The following is a 17,257-nucleotide window of genomic DNA, read 5'->3' on the forward strand; positions in this document are numbered from 1 at the left end:
ACGTTCCTACGCCGCCGCGTCGCTGGCTGCTTCCGACAGGAAAGTAAAGACATAGTCCGAGAAGGAACGCCAGCACTCGACCCGGAAAGCGTCGGCTGCCGTGCGCAACAGCAGGATTTCGCACTTGCCGAGAATGGTGCGCGACGCCGCGCCCACCGGAAAAGCCTCGAGCGACAAATCCTGCGGGCAGCCTGCATTGATCGCGGCGGCAGCCGCCGGGCCGGTGACGGCGAAGGCGACGTTGCGGTGCGAGATGCCGACCGCCGAATGCAATGCGGCAACCCCAGCACGATCGGCCAGCGGATCCTTGCCAGCCTCATCGATGACCAGCCACTCGTCAGGGCCAAGCCACAGCGCCGTGCGCCCTGTCTTCGACGCCGAAGTTTTCGGCTGCTTCGGCAAGGTCAGGCCGAGCGCCTTCGACAGCGCCGCGACGGAAGCCTCCGGCGCGCGCAGCGACATGCGCTCCGCCGGCGGCAGCACCTCAACCTTGACATCCGTTGCGGAAACGACGCGTCCAGCCAGGGCCGGGCGGCGCTCGACGGACGGCGCTGCAGCTGGGGCCGTCTTCTTTGCAGCAGCCTTAGCCATTGAGGCGCCCTCCCGTCTCGTCGAAGAACACCATGCCGGTAACCTCCACTTCGATCACCCCGTTCGGCATCGGCACATAGAGCGTGTCGCCCATCCGGTCGCGGCCGCCGGCAACCAGCGCCAGCGCGATCGAGCGACCGCAATTTTCCGACCAGTAGCTGGATGTGACGTGACCGATCATCTTCATCGGGATCGCCTGCTTCGGGTCAGCGACGATCTGCGCGCCTTCCTCAAGCACCACTTTCGGGTCCTTGGTCTTCAAGCCGACCAGCTGCTTGCGGCCCTTGGCGACCAGATCGGGCCGCGTCAGGCCGCGGATGCCGACGAAGTCGGTCTTCTTCTTGCCGACCGCCCAGTCGAGCCCGGCATCGTTCGGCGTCACCGTGCCGTCCGTGTCCTGGCCGACGATGATGTAGCCCTTTTCGGCGCGCAGCACGTGCATCGCCTCGGTGCCGTAAGCAGTCGCGCCATGCTTTTGGCCTTCGGCCCACAGCGCTTCCCAAACGGCCTGCCCGTAGTCTGCCGGCACATTGACCTCGAAGCCGCGCTCGCCGGTGAACGACATGCGAAACAGCCTGGTCGGCACGCCGCAGATCTTGCCTTCGCGCACCGACATATGCGGCAGCGCCTCGTCCGACATGTCGACGCCTTCGACCAGCGGCGCAATGATGTCTCGCGACTTCGGCCCCTGCACGGCGATGACCGCCCATTGTTCGGTGATCGACGTCAGCCAGACATTGAGATGCGGGAACTCGGTCTGGAGATAATCCTCCATGTGGTTCATGACGCGCGGCGCGCCACCCGTTGTCGTCGTCACATGGAAACGATCCGGCGCCAGTCGGCCGACGACGCCGTCATCATAGATGAAGCCGTCCTCGCGCAGCATGATGCCATAGCGGCAGCGGCCGGGCTCAAGCTTCTCCCATGGATTGGTATAGAGCAGTTCCATGAACCTGGCCGCATCCGGTCCGACCACTTCGATCTTGCCCAGTGTCGAGGCATCGAACAGGCCGGCATTGGTGCGCACAGCGACGCATTCGCGGTCGACCGCCTTGTGCATGTCCTCGCCGGGTTTGGGGAAATACCAGGCGCGCTTCCACTGGCCGACATCCTCGAACACCGCGCCTTGAGCTTCCGCCCAGGGATGGATCGCGGTCTTCCGTGTCGGGTCGAACAGCGGACCGCGCGAATGGCTGACGATCGCGCCGAAAGTGACAGGCGTATAGGGCGCGCGGAACGTGGTCAGCCCGACCTCGGGGATCGGCTTGCCAAGCGTCTCGGCGGCAATCGCCAGGCCGTGCATGTTGGAGGTCTTGCCCTGGTCGGTCGCCATGCCGTTGGTGGTGAAGCGCTTGACGTGCTCGATCGAGCGCATGCCTTCATGCACCGCCTGGCGGATGTCCTTGGCGGTGACGTCGTTCTGAAAATCGACGAAGGCCTTGACCGTCTTGTCCGGCCCGGCGCCGGGCGCCGCGCCCAGCATGCCGCGCGACCAGCTTTCCGACGCGTCGACCTTCGGCTTAACGCCCTTGGCCACTTTGCCGTCCGCATCCTTCGCCGCCTTGGCGCCGGCCGCATAGGCTTCGTCGATCGACGCCGACAGCCCATCGGTGCCGTTGCAGGCGCCGACCGAAACGCAGTCCTGCGCATAGATGCCCGGCACGAAGCGCTTGGTCTCGTCATCGAAGGCGACCTTGCCGCGCGACTGTGAGAACAAATGCACCGACGGCGTCCAGCCGGCCGACATCAGGATGGCGTCGACCGGAATGGTGCGCTCGCCGCCCCCATTCTTCGGCTGCACCGTCATCGAGGTCACGCGCAACTTGCCGCCGGCGCGGATCACCGCGCGGCCGAAATTGACCTCGATCCCGAGCGCCCTCGCCTCCTCGATCACAGGTCCGGTCGGATGGTCGCGCAGGTCGACGATCGCCGCCACGTTGACGCCGGCCTTCTTCAGGTCGATCACGGCGGAGTAGGCCGAGTCATTTGCGGTGTAGACGCCGACATTTTTGCCGACCGCGACACCGTACTGGTTGAGATAAGTCCGCGCCGCCGAGGCCAGCATGATGCCGGGCCGGTCATTGTCGGCAAACGCCATATGGCGTTCGATGGCGCCGGTCGCCAGCACCACGCGCTTGGCGCGTACCTGCCATAGGCGCTCGCGCGGCAAATCGTGGCCGGGGTTTTGCAGATGGTCGCTGACCCGCTCGACCAGGCCGACGAAGTTCTGCGCGTAGTAGCCGAACGCCGTCGTCCGCGACAAAACGCGGACATTGTCCAGGGCGGTGAGCTTGGCCACCGCGCCTTGCGCCCAGGCATAACCGTCCTGGCCGTCGATCTTCGCCCCGCTCTCGAAGCGCAGGCTGCCGCCGAAGCTGGCCTGTTCATCGGCGAGGATGACACGCGCGCCGGTTTCGGCAGCGGCGAGCGCTGCCGCAATGCCGGCCGCACCGCCGCCTAGCACCAGTACGTCGCAATGCGCATAGCGCGACGAATAATGGTCGGGATCTGGCTTGTCAGGCGAAACGCCGAGGCCGGCCGCGGCGCGGATCTTCGGCTCGTAGAGGCTCTTCCAGGCCGCCTTCGGCCACATGAAGGTCTTGTAGTAGAAACCGGCCGAAAACAGCGGCGATGCAATGTCGTTGACCGCGCCGACGTCGAAGGCGAGCGACGGCCAGCGGTTTTGCGAGTTGGCGACGAGCCCGTCATAGAGCTCCTGCACCGTGGCGCGGATGTTGGGCGCCTTGCGTGCCGCGTCGCGCTTGACCTCGACCAGCGCGTTGGGCTCTTCCGCTCCGGCCGACAGGAAGCCGCGCGGACGGTGATACTTGAACGAACGTCCCACCAAATGCACGCCATTGGCAAGCAGCGCCGAGGCCAGCGTGTCACCTTCGATGCCGGTGTAAGACTGGCCGTCGAAAGAGAACCGCGCGGTCTTCGCCTGGCTGAGACGGCCGGCGCTCGGAATGCGGAACGCGCCGCTCATTTGGAAGCCATTTCGTTGGAGTTTTTGGGCAGCTTGGACGGTTTCGGCTCGCCGGCTTTGTAAGTCATGACGAACTTGTCGGTGACGGTGTCGCGCACCGCATTGAAGAAGCGTGCGCAGCCATGGATGTGGCGCCAGCGCTCATAGATGATGCCCTTGGGGTTCGAGCGGATGAAGAAGAACTTTTCAAAATCGTCGTCGCTCTCGCCCGCCATGTTGGCCGAACGCGCAATATGCGCCTCGCCGGCGTTACGGAACTCGAGCTCCGGGCGCTCTTCCTCGCAATAGGGGCAGCGGATGAGAAGCATTATCGTTCGTTCCTACAATTCGCCGTGGCCGACATGCGCGCCGGCCGGTTGGTTGCAAAGCCTCTGGCCCATCGCCGCAAAAGGCGCGACGAGCCGAATGCGCTCCTCTACACTTGCGGCGGGGCGAAACAGCTCGCGATACGCCATGTTGCCGATCGTGAGCTGAAACGGATCGGTCGTCACGATGACGCTGCGCGGCTCGAATGTGTCGTCCTCGCCGAGATCGGAGGGCCTGTTCTCCATGAAGATGACCACCTTCTGGCCACCACTCCACACGCATCCCAGAATGCCGGCGTCGATCGAAAACGGCCAATTGGCTTCGTTGCCGGCGCGGCTGATCGGCTGCGTCCGCACTTCGTCCGGTGACGGAAAGTGGAACAGGTCCTGCTCCCCCGCCAGCACCAGCGGCACCGCTACAGCCAACTCCACCATCATCAGTGCGCCACCGCCGCCGCCGCTGCCTCGTCGATGAGGCGACCGGTGCGGAAGCGCTCGATGGTGAAGGGCGCGTTGATAGGATGCGGATCGTCCTTGGCAATCGTGTGGGCAAAGACATGGCCTGAGCCGGGCGTTGCCTTGAAGCCGCCCGTGCCCCAGCCGCAATTGACGTAAAGGCCGGGCACCGGCGTCTTGGCCAGGATCGGCGAACGGTCGGGCGTCACGTCGACGATGCCGCCCCACGAGCGCAGCATCTTCATGCGGGTGAAGATCGGGAACATCTCGCAGATGGCGTCGAGCGTGTGCTGCAGGATATGCAGGCCGCCGGTCTGTGAATAGGAGACATACTGGTCGGTGCCGGCGCCGATCACCAGCTCGCCCTTGTCGGACTGCGAGATATAAGCGTGCACCGTGTTCGACATAACCACGCACGGCACCACCGGCTTGACCGGCTCCGACACCAACGCCTGCAGGGGATAGCTTTCCAGCGGCATGCGCACGCCGGCCATGTTCATGATCACCGAGGAGTGGCCTGCAGCCACCACGCCGACCTTCTTGGCGCCGATGAAGCCGCGCGTCGTGTCGACGCCCATGACCGCGCCATTGGCCGCCCGCTTGACGCCGGTGACCTCGCAATTCTGGATGATGTGCACGCCGCGCGCCGAAGCGCCGCGCGCATAGCCCCAGGCCACCGCATCGTGACGCGCCGTGCCGCCTCGCCGCTGCAAGGCGGCGCCGACAACGGGATAGCGCGCCTGCCTGGAAATGTTGAGCGGCGGGCAGAATTCCTTCGCCTGCTCAGGCGTCAGCCATTCATTGTCGATGCCGTTGAGACGGTTGGCATGGACATGGCGCTTCAGCACCTGGATGTCGTGCACATTGTGCGCCAGCATCATGACGCCGCGCGCCGAATACATGACGTTGTAGTTGAGTTCCTGGGAGAGCCCATCCCACAGCTTCAGCGCATGGTCGTAAATGCCGGCGCTCTCGTCATAGAGATAGTTGGAGCGGATGATGGTGGTGTTGCGCCCGGTGTTGCCGCCGCCTAGCCAGCCCTTTTCCAGCACCGCGACATTGGTGATGCCGTGCACGGTGGCGAGATAGTAGGCGGTGGCCAGGCCATGACCGCCGGCGCCGACGATGATGACGTCATATTCCTTCTTCGGTTCCGGCGAGGACCATTGTTCCTCCCAGCCCTTGTGGCCGCGCATGGCCTCGCGGGCGATGGCGAATACCGAATATTTTTTCAACGTTCCAGCCTCGCAAATGGCGGTGGGGTATTTTACGCAGCCCCGGCGCGCGAGGTGTATCACTAGCGAAACGGCGCTTCCACCCTTGCGCTGTTTGCGACGGCGCTTGCCGTTTTGCGCCGCGGTGGAAAAGACCTGCCCGGGCTGGCAGGCATGGCTGCGTTCGGACACACTGGCGATCGCGAGACTCTGGAGGACGGATATGGGCAACGCCTGGTGGAATCTGACGTTGCGTTTCCTGCTGGAACTTGCCGCCTTGCTTGGCCTCGGCTTTGCCGGCTGGAGCCTCTCCGGCGGATGGTGGCGCTGGGTCCTCGCCTTGGCCTTGCCGTTCATTGCAGCTGCGCTGTGGGGAACCTTCGCGGTGCGCGGCGACCCGAGCCGGTCCGGACGCGCGCCGGTTCCTGTACCAGGCGCAGTCAGGCTGGTGCTTGAACTGGCCATCCTGTTTGGCGGTGCAGCCGGATTCTATGCCGCCGGTCACACAACCACGGGCGTTGTCATCACGCTGCTCATCGCCATCAGCTACGCATTTTCGCTCGATCGCCTCGGCTGGCTGCTGAAGCAATAGTCCGGCGCGCGGCGCTTGTGCCGCTGCGAAGCCATTCAGCAAGTCGAGCACGTATCGGGTGGCTAGCACCGTCCCGAACTGCGATCAACATCCCGGTTGCCGGCACAGCCGGCGCGATGAAAGGATGTAAAAAATGTTCGCACTCACCAATAAAATAGCGATCGTCACCGGCGCCAGTTCCGGCATCGGCCGCGCCACCGCAAAACTCTTCGCCGAAGAAGGCGCCAGGGTCGTCATCGCCGCCCGCCGCCAGGCCGAACTCGATGCGCTGGTCGTCGAAATCGAGGACGCCGACGGCACGGCAGTCGCGCTTGCCGGCGATGTCCGCGACGAAGCCTATGCAAAAGCCCTCGTCGATCTCGCCGTCGAAAAATTCGGCGGGCTCGATATCGCCTTCAACAATGTCGGCTCCGTCGGAACGATGGGTCCGATTTCGGAACTGTCGCTGGACGGATGGCGCGAGACGCTCGACGCCAATCTGACCAGCGCCTTTCTCGGCGCGAAATACCAGGTGCCGGCGATGGTCGAACGCGGCGGCGGATCGCTGATCTTCACCTCGACCTTCGTCGGTCACACAGTCGGCATGCCGGGCATGACCAGCTATGCCGCCAGCAAGGCCGGACTGATCGGCCTGACGCAGGTGCTGGCCGCCGAATACGGCCCCAGGGGCGTGCGGGTCAACGCGCTGATGCCGGGTGGCACCGACACGCCGTCGGCAACATTCAAGACGCCGGAATCACGCGCTTTCGTGGAAAACCTGCATGCCTTGAAACGTGTGGCTGTGCCTGAAGAGATCGCCCGCGCTGCGCTCTTCCTGGCATCGGATGCGTCGAGCTTCACCACAGGATCGGCGCTGTTTGCCGATGGCGGCGTCTCGATCACCCGGACGTGAAGCATTTCGCGGGTCATCGCCCGCGCCGATCAGCCATAGAACCCGAAACCGGACTTGCTTTTTCCTCGCGATTTGGCGATTCGGTTTCGGGTGAGGAGGACGGACATGCTGCTGATCAGGACCTATGTCGCCCAGAGCGCAATCGAAGGCGTCGGCGTGTTCGCCGCCGAGCCGATCAGGAAGGGCGCCTCGATCTGGCGGCTCGATCCGGATTTCGACCGGCTGATCCCGATGGACAAATACGAGGCGGCGCCGCCGCACCTCAAGGAATTGCTCGACCGCTATGCCTATCCGAGCCCCGACCGTCCCGGCTTCATGGTCTATGAAGTCGATAATGGCCGCTTCATGAACCACGCCGAGCGGCCGAACACGGATTTTTCGCAATATGGCGGCGCCACCGCCACTCGAGATATATCAGCCGGCGAGGAAATTACCTGCGATTACGGCGAATTCTTCGAGGATTTCGCACGGCTCCATCTGGCCAGCGCCTAGTTGGCGCCCTATCTCGGGGCTGCCGTGGCAAATTGGCGGTTGTCCTTCATTCCAGTGTGGACAGCGCGGCCTGATTCTGCTATCAGCCGCCACAATTCGTGGTGTAAAGCGCCGCGGAGGCATGTGGCTATGGCCACTTGCCTGTTGATATCAAACCCGAAAGACAGGATTGCCCGTGCAGGTACTCGTCCGCGACAATAACGTTGATCAGGCGCTTCGCGCTCTCAAGAAGAAGATGCAGCGCGAAGGCATTTTCCGCGAAATGAAGATGCGCGGCCATTACGAGAAGCCTTCCGAGAAGCGCGCCCGTGAAAAGGCCGAAGCCGTTCGCCGCGCCCGCAAGCTGGCCCGCAAGCGCGCCCAGCGCGAAGGCCTGCTGCCGATGACGCCGCGCCCGGTTGCTGCCGGCGCCGCCGGTGGTCCTGGTGGTGCTCCGCGTCCGCCGCGGTTCTGACGCCAATTTTTCGTCCTTTTCGAAGGATACTCTGAGGTGGCGCGATGCGGAATCGCCGCCACCTTTTTGTTTGGAGCGCCGCCATTCTGTTGGAGGCCGTTCCCTTGAACGCGCAAACGGCGTTCTAGATTTTGTTACGAGAATCTGTGACCCGGCCCGGAGGGGGACCTGGACGGCGAGGCTGAAGTGAGGACAGGGCAGACATGAACGCAATCGGCGTAGAGCGCAGAACCACAATGCGCGGTTTGGCCCTGGCGGCAGCCCTGATGTCCGGCCTGGTGCTTGCCAGTTGCCAGAGCGTTCCGACCGGCGAATTCAACAACATCGACAAGGCGCAAGGCTCAAGCGAGAACATCTCCTCGCTGTCGGCGGTGATCCAGCGCAATCCGCAGGATCCGGAAGGCTACAATGTGCGCGGCTCGGCCTATGGCCGTGGCGGCCAGTACCAGGCGGCGCTGAAGGATTTCGACACCGCCATCCAGCTCAACCCGAATTTCTACCAGGCCTATTCGAACCGGGCACTGATCCAGCGCTTCCTCGGCAACCAGGCGGCCGCCCTTGCCGACTACAACCGCTCGATCCAGATCAATGCAAATTATGACGCCGCCTATATCGGCCGCGGCAACCTCTATCGCAAGGCCGGCCAGACCCAGCAGGCCTTCAACGATTTCCAGAAGGCGATCCAGCTCGACACCACGGATGCCCGCGCCTATCACAATCGCGGCCTGATCTATCAAAGCCAGGGCCAGCACAAGTTTGCCATCGAGGATTTCTCGACCGCCATCTCCCTGGCGCCGGACGCGGCCGAACCCTATAACGGCCGCGGCCTCTCCTATCTCGCCATGAATGACGAGGACAACGCCTTCTCCGACTTCAACATGGCCATCAAGCTCGACGGCAAGAACGCCGAAGCCTGGTCCAACCAGGCCCTGATCTACGAGCGCCGCGGCGACAAGGTCAAGGCCTCGAAGGCCTACCGCGAAGCCGTCCATCTCGACCCGACCTACCAGCCGGCCAAGGACGGCCTGTCGCGCACATCGGGCGCCACCGCCGGCTGAGATGCAGCCGGCGCGCCGCCATCGGCGGCCTTTTATAACAACGTTCTATTCCTGATGCAGTGCGCCGCGTGAGCGGTTTCTCCCAAGGGAAAGCGCAGAGCGCTTCCCCTTGAGATTGCGTATCCAGAAAACCCCACTATCACCCAATCTTAACCACCGGGGGCAAAGCGTTAACCCCTGCCTTGATCGCGCCAAGTTTTCAGCGGAACGCTCCGGGCCATTCAACCGTTGTTGAAGGCATTTTCGAAAGGACTGACCCATGATCAAGAAAATCATCTGTGCCGCGGCACTTGCCACGACGCTGCTTGCCGTTCCCGCCAGCGCCGGCAAGCTTCAGCTCGGCACGCTCGATTGCACCATCGACGGCGGCGTCGGTTACGTCATCACGTCGAACAAGGGCGTCGACTGCACGTTCCGCCCTTATCACCATGGGCCGTCCGAGAAATACACGGGGATGATCTCCAAGCTCGGCGTCGATCTCGGCCAGACGCATCAGGGCCAGCTGGTGTGGGCGGTTCTGGCCGCCACCCGCGGCCATGACGAGGGCGACCTTGCCGGCCATTATTACGGCGTCAACGCCGAGGCGAGCGTGGTGACCGGCGGCGGCGCCAATCTGCTGGTCGGCGGGCTGGACGGCGCCTTTGTGCTGGAGCCGCTCAGCGTCCAGGCGCAGACCGGCGTCAATGTAGCGGTCGCCGTGACCTCCCTGGAGCTGATCCACTCGTTCAAATAAGCATCGGCAAATAAGGATCGACTGATCCCTCTACGCGCGGCGCGGAACAGGTTACTGTTTCGCGCCGCATGCTTTTTGGGGGATCCGCCGTGCTGAAACCAGCCATCGCCGCCGCTATCACCATCATCTGTACCCCAGGCCCAAGCGCAAGGCCAGGGTATCGAACTCGGTGTGCTCGATTGCGCCATCGGCGGCGGCACCGGCTTCATCTTCGGCTCCAGCAAGGATCTGAGCTGCACCTTCACGCCGGCCGACAAGAGCTTTTCGCCGGAAGCCTATTTCGGCGCCGTCAACAAATACGGGCTCGACATCGGCACCACCAAGCAGACCGTCATGCAATGGCTGGTGCTGACGCCGCTGAGGAACATCTATGCGCCCGGCGCGTTGGCCGGCGACTATATCGGCGCCAGCGCCGAAGTGACCGCGGCGGTCGGCGCCGGCGCCAATCTCCTGGTCGGCGGCTCCTCGCAGGCCTTCACCCTGCAGCCGCTCAGCCTGCAGACGCAGACCGGTATCAACATTGCGATCGGCGTCAGCCAGTTTCAGCTGCGCAGCATTGAGAACTGACCGGCGCATCAAGCGGAGAGGCTTCCGGCCAATCTCGACCGTTTGCACTTCGATAAAAAGCCACTTGAGCTCAACTGCGCTTGAGGTTTTACAACTCGCCTGACTGAAACAGCGCGCATGGCCCCGCCGGAAAGCCCGACTGGCTTCTGGCGCCATGCGCCGGCATCGAGATATGCAAAGGCAGGGTAAAAGAATGACTGGAATCACCAGCAACAAGGTCGACTGGCGGGCATTGTGGGCAAGCGGCGACCTCGCGCGCTTCTGCTTCATCAGCCTCGGCATCCTGCTGCACGCCACCAACGAGACGATGGTGGCGACGGTCATGCCGGCCATGGTCGGGGACCTCGCCGGTGTGCAGTTCGTCGGCTGGTCGCTGGCCGTCTACGAGCTCGGCGCCATTGTCGCCGGCGCAGCGGCCGGGCGGCTGGTCAGCTATGTCGCTCTACGCTCCAACGTCACGGTCGCCGCCCTGCTCTATGCCGTGGGCGCACTGATCTGCGCCACCGCGCCGTCCATGCCGGTGTTTCTTGGCGGCCGTCTGGTCGAGGGTCTCGGCGGCGGTGCGCTGGTGTCGCTGGCCTTCGTCTCGGTCGAGCGGCTGTTTAACCGCAGCATCTGGCCACAGCTGTTCGGCATCATGTCGGCGATCTGGGGCGTCGCCGCCTTCAGCGGCCCGATGCTCGGCGCGATCATGGTCGAGCTCCTGTCCTGGCGCTGGGCCTTCGGCGTCTTCGTGCTGGGTGGCATCGCCATGGCATCGGCAAGCTTCATCGTCCTGAACACGCCGGAAGCGACGAAGCCGCAAGCCGCCGCCGGCACCTCGCCGCCCTTCCCCTTTGCAGCACTTGGCTGCCTCGCCATCGCCGTCGTGCTGATCGCCACCGCAGGCGTCGACGTCGCCTTGCTGCGCTCGTCGCTGCTGCTGGTCCTCGGCCTCGCCGGCCTGGCGCTGTTCGTTTTCGTTGACGCCATGAAGCCGCAATCGCGACTGTTCCCGTCGGGCCTGTTCTCATGGCGCTCGCCGGTCGGCAGCGGCATGAGCATGGTTGCCGCCTTCTCGGTGGCGACAGTCTCTTTTTCCATCTACGGGCCGCTTCTGCTTACCACGCTGCACGGCATCCCGATCCTGACCACAGGCTACATCATCGCCGCCGAATCGATCGCCTGGTCAATCCTGTCGATCGCCGTCGCCAATGCGCCGCTGCAGCGCGAACGGCAGATCCTCGTTATCGGCGCGCTGATGATTGCAGCCGGCCTCGCCGGTTTCGCCTATGCCATCCCCGCCGGCTCGATCCCGGTGATCCTGCTCTGCGCTTTGTTGCAAGGCGGTGGCTTCGGCATGTCATGGCCCTTCCTGACCCGCATCATCGTCGCCTCGGCCCGCAACGGCGAGCAGACGATCGCCTCGGCCGCCGTGCCGACCATGCAGCGCATCGGCTACGCCGTGGGCGCCGCCATGGCCGGCATCATCGCCAATGCCAGCGGCTTTTCGGACGGGCTGAACCGCGAGGCAGCAGCGCACGTCGCCGGCTGGCTGTACCTGGCCTTCGTGCCACTTGGCATTGTCGGTTGCCTGGCGGCGTTGAAGATGGCTTTGGCGGCACGCCGGCCGCAATTGGCGACAGGCTGAGGGCACGGCGGATGGAGAATTTGGCGACAGCATTCCGCCGGCGCTGTCGGCGTCAAATGCCCTCGACCACAAGGCTGCTTGCAAGACCATGGCCCGTGCCTGATTGCGGACCGGCGGCCGCTCAGGCTTGCAAACGCTCGGCGATGAGCGCGGCGAGCCGCGCCGCCACCTCGTCCTTGCCCATCTCAGGCCATTCCTCGACGCCGTCCTTCGAGACGATGCGCACCTTGTTGCGGTCGCCGCCCATGACGCCGGTGGGGCCGACGCCGCTTTCACGCGAGACATCGTTGGCGACAATGAAATCGGCGCCCTTCTTCTTCAGCTTGGCCTCGGCGTTGGCAATCAGGTCCTGCGTCTCGGCGGCGAAGCCGACAACCAGCCCCGGCCGTTGCCCGTGATGACCAACACCGGCGAGAATGTCGGGGTTTTCGATCATCTGCAGCGCCGGTGGGCCCTGGCCCGCCACCTTCTTGATCTTCTCGCCGGCCGTGCCAGCGGTGCGCCAGTCGGCGACGGCAGCTACGAAGACCGCAGCGTCCGCCGGCAACAACTGTTCGACGGCCGCCTTCATCTCGGCCGCGGTCTCGACATGTGTCGTCACAACGCCGGCCGGATCGGCAATGCTGACCGGACCGGAGATCAGGCGTACATCCGCGCCCAGTCTTGCCAGCGCTGCCGCAATCGCATGGCCCTGCTTGCCCGAAGAGCGGTTGGCGATGTAGCGCACCGGGTCGATCGGCTCATGCGTCGGCCCCGAGGTGACGATGATCCTGCGGCCGGCCAGCGGCTTCGGCCTGCTGTCGAGCTGTGCCTCGATCACTGCCACGATCTCCAGCGGCTCGGCCATGCGGCCCTCGCCCGCCTCGTTGCTTTCCGCCATCTCGCCCTTGGCCGGGCCGACGAAGGCGATGCCATCCTTGGCGAGCGTCGCCCGGTTGCGGCTCGTCGCGGCATGCGACCACATTTTCGGGTTCATCGCCGGCGCCATCAGCACCTTCTTGTCGGTGGCGAGCAGCACCGTCGAGGCCAGATCGTTGGCATGGCCGTTGGCGAGCTTGGCCATCAGATCGGCAGTGGCCGGCGCCACCACCAAGAGGTCGGCCTCGCGCGACAGCCTGATATGGCCGACATCGTGCTCGTCATTGCGGTCGAACAGTTCGGTGAAGACATGGTCGGCCGAAAGCGCGCCGACCGAAAGCGTGGTGACGAATTCCTGCGCGGCCGATGTCATCACCACGCGCACGCCAGCACCGCGCTCGCGCAGCCGGCGGATCAGGTCGAGCGCCTTGTAGGCGGCGATGCCGCCGCCGATGATCAGCAGGATGCGCTTGCCGTCGAGGGTTTTTTGCGTTTTTGTGGATTGACCTCGCTGGGGCAGATCGATGTCAAAACCTCCATGAGGCTCAACCAAGCGGCGGATTGTTGCATAGAGGGTTTCGCTCGCGGGCATGCCGGCTTCCGCCGTCAGCACGCTCTTGGCAAGCGCATCACGCGCCTCTTCCTCCATCGACACCCCGCGCGCCGCAGCGCGCTCACGCAATTTCTGCTTCACGTCGTCAGCTAGATTGCGGACAGTAATGGTGCCCATGACTTGCTCCGCGACATCAATAGCGCGACTGCAACGCTAGCACCACCGTTGCTAGCGTTGCAAGCGATCAGAGCAGCTTCCACGCGATGTAAACCAGCGTCAGCGCGATCACCCACACCGCCAGCCGGCCCGAGCGGGTGTAACGGGCTTCGGCCTTGCCGATGGCGCGCGATGTCGCCTCGTCGAAGCGGAGGCCGTGCTCCGCCATAAAATCGATCTCGCGTGACAGCCGCTCGGTGCGAGCGGCAAGGTCCGGCGCCTGGCGGGCGAGCGCCAGCAGCGCCTTGGCGCCGTCGCGCGCGTCCATCAGCAGGCCGCTCGGCCCGAGATTGCCGGCGATCCACTGGCCGACCACCGGCTCGGCCGTCTTCCACATGTTGAAGGCCGGGTCGAGCGTACGCGCGACGCCCTCCACCACCACCATGGTCTTCTGCAACAGGATCAGTTCCGACCGCGTGGCCATATCGAACAGTTCGGTGACCTCGAAGAGCAGCGTCAAAAGCTTGGCCATCGAAATGGTCTCGGCCGGCTGGCCGTGGATCGGCTCGCCGATGGCGCGGATCGCCTGCGCGAAAGCCGCGACATTGTGCTGGCGCGGCACGTAGCCGGCCTCGAAATGCACCTCGGCGACGCGCAAATAGTCGCGGGTGATGAAGCCGTAGAGGATTTCGGCGAGGAACCGGCGCTCCTTCTTGCCGAGCCGTCCGGCAATGCCGAGATCGACGGCGACGATATTGCCATTGGCCTCGACGAACAGATTGCCTGGATGCATGTCGGCATGGAAGAAGCCGTCCCGCAGCGTGTGACGCAGGAACGACTGGATCAGGTTGGTGGCGATCGCCTTCAGATCGTGCCCCGCCGCAGCGAGGCCGGCGATGTCGTTCATCTTGACGCCGTCGACCCATTCCATGGTCAGCACATCGCGCCCGGTGCGCTCCCAGTCGACGGACGGCACGCGGAAGCCCGGATCGTCCTTGGTGTTTTCGCCCAGTTCCGAAAGTGCGGCCGCCTCGAGGCGAAGATCCATCTCGATCTTGGTGGTCTGCGCCAGCGTCTCGGTCACCTCGACCGGCCGCAGCCGGCGCGACGACGGGATGTATTTCTCCTGCAGCCGGGCGGCGAGGAAATAGCTTTCGAGATCCTGAAAGAAGCGGCGGCGCACGCCAGGCCGGATCACCTTCACCGCCACCTTGGTATCGACACCGTCATGCATGGCCTGCGCGGGATGGACCTGGGCGATGGAGGCCGCCGCGACCGGCCCGCCGAACTGCGTATAGAGTTCGCCGATCTTGCGCCCGAGCGACCCCTCGATCGCCGCCACCGCTTCCGCCTGCGAAAAAGTGTGCATCTTGTCCTGCAGCATGGCGAGGTCGAGCGCCATGTCGTTGCCGACGACATCGGGCCGCGTCGCCAGGAACTGGCCGAGCTTGACATAAGAGGGTCCGAGCCGGACCACCGCCTTGGCCAGCCGGTCGCTGCGCTCATAAGCGAGCGCGCGGCGGCGGGTGAACAGCCGGGCCATGCGCCAGCCGAATTTCGGCAGGCCGCTGAGTTCGTCCCCCGGCAGTGCTGCGATCACGCCCTCGCGGACCAGCACCCAGCCGGCCCGCGCGAGCCGAAAGGCGGCGCCGACGCTGCTCATCGTCTACCCTGCTGCTGCAAACTGTCCGGCCTCAAAGCTTCCAGCCCGAATGAAGCGCTGCGATGCCGCCGGAATAGTTGCGGAAAGACACGCGCTCGAAGCCGGCGCGGGTGATCATGGCAGCAAAATTCTGTTGGTTGGGAAATTTGCGGATCGATTCGACCAGATAGGAATAGGGCTCGCCGTCGCCCGTCACCATCTTGCCGATCTGCGGAATGGCGTTGAACGACCAGGCTTCGTAGACCTTGTCGAGCAGCGGCATCTCGACCTCGGAAAACTCCAGGCACAGGAACCGTCCGCCGGGCTTCAGCACGCGAAAGGCTTCCGTCAGCGCGACATCGATGCGCGGCACGTTGCGGATGCCGAATGCGATGGTGTAGGCGTCGAAGGTGCTATCGGTGAAAGGCAGTTCCTCGGCATTGGCCTCGACGAAATCGGTATTCCCGGACAGGCCCTTCTTTTCCGCCCGGTCGCGGCCGACGCTGAGCATCGAGCCGTTGACGTCGAGCACCGTGGCATGCGTGTTGCCATGGCTGGCGTCGACGATGCGGAAGGCGATGTCGCCGGTGCCGCCCGCCACGTCGAGCACTTTCCAGCCCGGACGTTTCGGCGGATTGAGCCATGTCACCATGGCATCCTTCCACAGCCGGTGCAGCCCGGCCGACATCAGGTCGTTCATCAGGTCGTAGCGGTTCGCCACCTTGTGGAAAACCTCATTGACCAGAGGCTGCTTGTCGCCTGGCCCTACCTTCTTGAAACCATAGGAGGTTTCCATGCCGCCCGCGGCCGTGGTTCTCTCAACTGACATTATTTTGATCCGTCATAAAACCGGCGGGACCATAGCCGATCGATGGTGCGGGCGCTATTGTTTAAGGCGCGGTGTTCGGCCGCGCTTCCAGGTGGTGGGCTTTACGGCCTGGACTGATGAGACGGGATAACTGCATGCCTTTGAAAGCAGAACTGCACTGCCACATCGAGGGGGCAGCGGCGCCCGAACTCGTCATCCGTCAGGCGCAGAAATACGGCAAGGACACCTCGCTTTATATCCAGAACGGCTCCTTCGTCTGGCATGATTTCACCTCGTTCCTGGCGGCTTATGATTTTTCCGCCGACCTGTTCCGCACCGAGGAGGATTATGCCCGCCTCGCCGACCATTATCTGACCAGCCTTGCCCGCGACGGCGCCATCTATTCCGAGGTCTTCACCTCGCCCGACCATGCCGTCAGGGCCGGCCTGTCGCCCAAGGCCTATACCGATGCGCTCGGCGAAGGCATGCTGCGCGCCAAAGCCAAGACCGGCATCGAGGGCCGCATGATCGTCACCGGCGTACGCCATGTCGGCGTCGAGTCGATCGAGCAGGCGGCGCGCTTTGCGGCGCGCTGCGGAAATCCGCTGGTCACCGGCTTCGGCGTCGCCGGCGACGAGCGCATGGGCGAGATGGAGGATTATGTAAGGGCCTTCGAGATCGCCCGCGAAGCCGGCCTTGGCATCACCATCCATGCCGGCGAGTTGACCGGGTGGGAGACGGTGCAGGCCGCACTCGACCACATCCGCCCGTCGCGCATCGGCCATGGCGTGCGCGCCATCGAAAACCCCGATCTGGTGCGGCGCATCGCCGATGAGGGCATCGTGCTGGAATGCTGCCCCGGCTCCAACATCGCGCTCAAGGTCTACGACAGTTTCGCCGATCACCCTTTCCCTGCGCTGCAGGCAGCCGGCTGCAAGGTGACGCTGAATTCTGACGACCCGCCCTATTTCTGGACTTCGCTGAAGCGCGAATACGACATCGCCGCCGAGCATTTCGCCATGAACGAAAAGGCGCTGGCCGCCATCACCCGAACCGCGATCGAGGCGGCTTTCGTCGACAGGAAGACGAAAAGCGCGCTGCTTGCCCGGCTCGATGCGAAGAGGTGAATGGTGAATGGTGAATGGTGAATGGTGAATGGTGAATGGTGAATGGTGAATGGTGAATGGTTTGCCGGCTCTTCGGCCTGTCAACCGCAATGATCGATCCATCGGGACTCGCAAACCTGCTCACTATTCACTATTCACTATTC

At 64.1% G+C, this 17,257-nt stretch carries 16 protein-coding genes and 1 pseudogene; 9 read left to right on the top strand and 8 right to left on the bottom strand.

Annotated features, from left to right (window positions below; genetic code table 11):
• Nucleotides 1-6 precede the first annotated feature (6 nt).
• Genes ACYG9Z_RS08605 through ACYG9Z_RS08625 form a run of 5 tightly spaced genes read right to left on the bottom strand, consistent with a single transcriptional unit; the run spans nt 7 to nt 5,573 of the window.
• A complete protein-coding gene (locus tag ACYG9Z_RS08605; protein WP_023683198.1) occupies nt 7-591 on the bottom strand; it encodes a sarcosine oxidase subunit gamma in 585 nt (194 codons plus the stop codon).
• Complete coding sequence (locus tag ACYG9Z_RS08610; RefSeq protein ID WP_023751355.1) at nt 584-3,577, bottom strand: sarcosine oxidase subunit alpha; 2,994 nt, start codon at nt 3,575-3,577, stop codon at nt 584-586. The genes ACYG9Z_RS08605 and ACYG9Z_RS08610 overlap by 8 nt, the downstream gene beginning before the upstream one ends.
• Nucleotides 3,574-3,885: a sarcosine oxidase subunit delta gene (locus ACYG9Z_RS08615; RefSeq protein WP_023683197.1), complete on the bottom strand. Its 312-nt coding sequence runs from the start codon at nt 3,883-3,885 to the stop codon at nt 3,574-3,576. Before ACYG9Z_RS08615 ends, ACYG9Z_RS08610 begins: the two co-directional genes overlap by 4 nt.
• A gap of 12 nt (nt 3,886-3,897) precedes the next feature.
• The gene (locus ACYG9Z_RS08620) at nt 3,898-4,320 is read right to left on the bottom strand and encodes a hypothetical protein (protein ID WP_023671143.1); all 423 of its coding nucleotides are present in this window, start codon (nt 4,318-4,320) and stop codon (nt 3,898-3,900) included.
• Nucleotides 4,320-5,573 (bottom strand): sarcosine oxidase subunit beta, encoded by a 1,254-nt coding sequence (locus tag ACYG9Z_RS08625; RefSeq protein WP_023683196.1) that lies wholly within the window; start codon nt 5,571-5,573, stop codon nt 4,320-4,322. Before ACYG9Z_RS08625 ends, ACYG9Z_RS08620 begins: the two co-directional genes overlap by 1 nt.
• A gap of 202 nt (nt 5,574-5,775) precedes the next feature.
• Here ACYG9Z_RS08625 and ACYG9Z_RS08630 point away from each other — a divergent pair, with 202 nt between their 5' ends.
• From ACYG9Z_RS08630 to ACYG9Z_RS08665, 8 genes and pseudogenes are all read left to right on the top strand, one after another.
• On the top strand, nt 5,776-6,144 hold the full coding sequence (locus tag ACYG9Z_RS08630; RefSeq protein WP_023683195.1) for a YrdB family protein: 369 nt from the start codon (nt 5,776-5,778) through the stop codon (nt 6,142-6,144).
• A 133-nt stretch (nt 6,145-6,277) separates the two neighbouring features.
• The gene (locus tag ACYG9Z_RS08635) at nt 6,278-7,036 is read left to right on the top strand and encodes an SDR family oxidoreductase (RefSeq protein ID WP_023671140.1); all 759 of its coding nucleotides are present in this window, start codon (nt 6,278-6,280) and stop codon (nt 7,034-7,036) included.
• Nucleotides 7,037-7,141: 105 nt separating this feature from the next.
• Complete coding sequence (locus ACYG9Z_RS08640) at nt 7,142-7,528, top strand: SET domain-containing protein (RefSeq protein ID WP_023671139.1); 387 nt, start codon at nt 7,142-7,144, stop codon at nt 7,526-7,528.
• A 175-nt stretch (nt 7,529-7,703) separates the two neighbouring features.
• Complete coding sequence (gene rpsU, locus ACYG9Z_RS08645) at nt 7,704-7,982, top strand: 30S ribosomal protein S21 (RefSeq protein ID WP_023671138.1); 279 nt, start codon at nt 7,704-7,706, stop codon at nt 7,980-7,982.
• 203 nt (nt 7,983-8,185) lie between these two features.
• Nucleotides 8,186-9,040, top strand: a complete 855-nt coding sequence (locus ACYG9Z_RS08650) for a tetratricopeptide repeat protein (protein WP_023700994.1) — start codon at nt 8,186-8,188, stop codon at nt 9,038-9,040.
• A 259-nt stretch (nt 9,041-9,299) separates the two neighbouring features.
• Nucleotides 9,300-9,773 (top strand): DUF992 domain-containing protein, encoded by a 474-nt coding sequence (locus ACYG9Z_RS08655; RefSeq protein WP_023671136.1) that lies wholly within the window; start codon nt 9,300-9,302, stop codon nt 9,771-9,773.
• A gap of 89 nt (nt 9,774-9,862) precedes the next feature.
• A pseudogene (locus ACYG9Z_RS08660) lies at nt 9,863-10,340 on the top strand (DUF992 domain-containing protein).
• 193 nt (nt 10,341-10,533) lie between these two features.
• Nucleotides 10,534-11,970 carry an MFS transporter gene (locus ACYG9Z_RS08665; protein ID WP_023737608.1) on the top strand — a complete coding sequence of 479 codons (1,437 nt, stop codon included), beginning with the start codon at nt 10,534-10,536 and terminating at the stop codon, nt 11,968-11,970.
• Between the two features lie 121 nt (nt 11,971-12,091).
• On the opposite strand, the gene coaBC is transcribed toward ACYG9Z_RS08665, so the two are convergent.
• The 3 genes from coaBC to ubiE all read right to left on the bottom strand — a co-directional run bounded on the left by coaBC (nt 12,092) and on the right by ubiE (nt 16,008).
• Entirely contained in the window at nt 12,092-13,558 is a 1,467-nt protein-coding gene (gene coaBC / locus ACYG9Z_RS08670) for a bifunctional phosphopantothenoylcysteine decarboxylase/phosphopantothenate--cysteine ligase CoaBC (protein WP_023751356.1), read from the bottom strand.
• 67 nt (nt 13,559-13,625) lie between these two features.
• The gene (gene ubiB, locus ACYG9Z_RS08675; protein ID WP_023749085.1) at nt 13,626-15,200 is read right to left on the bottom strand and encodes a 2-polyprenylphenol 6-hydroxylase; all 1,575 of its coding nucleotides are present in this window, start codon (nt 15,198-15,200) and stop codon (nt 13,626-13,628) included.
• 31 nt (nt 15,201-15,231) lie between these two features.
• Nucleotides 15,232-16,008 (bottom strand): bifunctional demethylmenaquinone methyltransferase/2-methoxy-6-polyprenyl-1,4-benzoquinol methylase UbiE, encoded by a 777-nt coding sequence (gene ubiE / locus ACYG9Z_RS08680; protein ID WP_023737606.1) that lies wholly within the window; start codon nt 16,006-16,008, stop codon nt 15,232-15,234.
• 134 nt (nt 16,009-16,142) lie between these two features.
• On the opposite strand from ubiE, the gene ACYG9Z_RS08685 reads away from it, so the two are divergent.
• Nucleotides 16,143-17,114 (top strand): adenosine deaminase, encoded by a 972-nt coding sequence (locus ACYG9Z_RS08685; RefSeq protein WP_023695615.1) that lies wholly within the window; start codon nt 16,143-16,145, stop codon nt 17,112-17,114.
• The last annotated feature ends 143 nt before the right edge of the window (nt 17,115-17,257 follow it).

This window comes from Mesorhizobium sp. RSR380A (assembly GCF_054719385.1).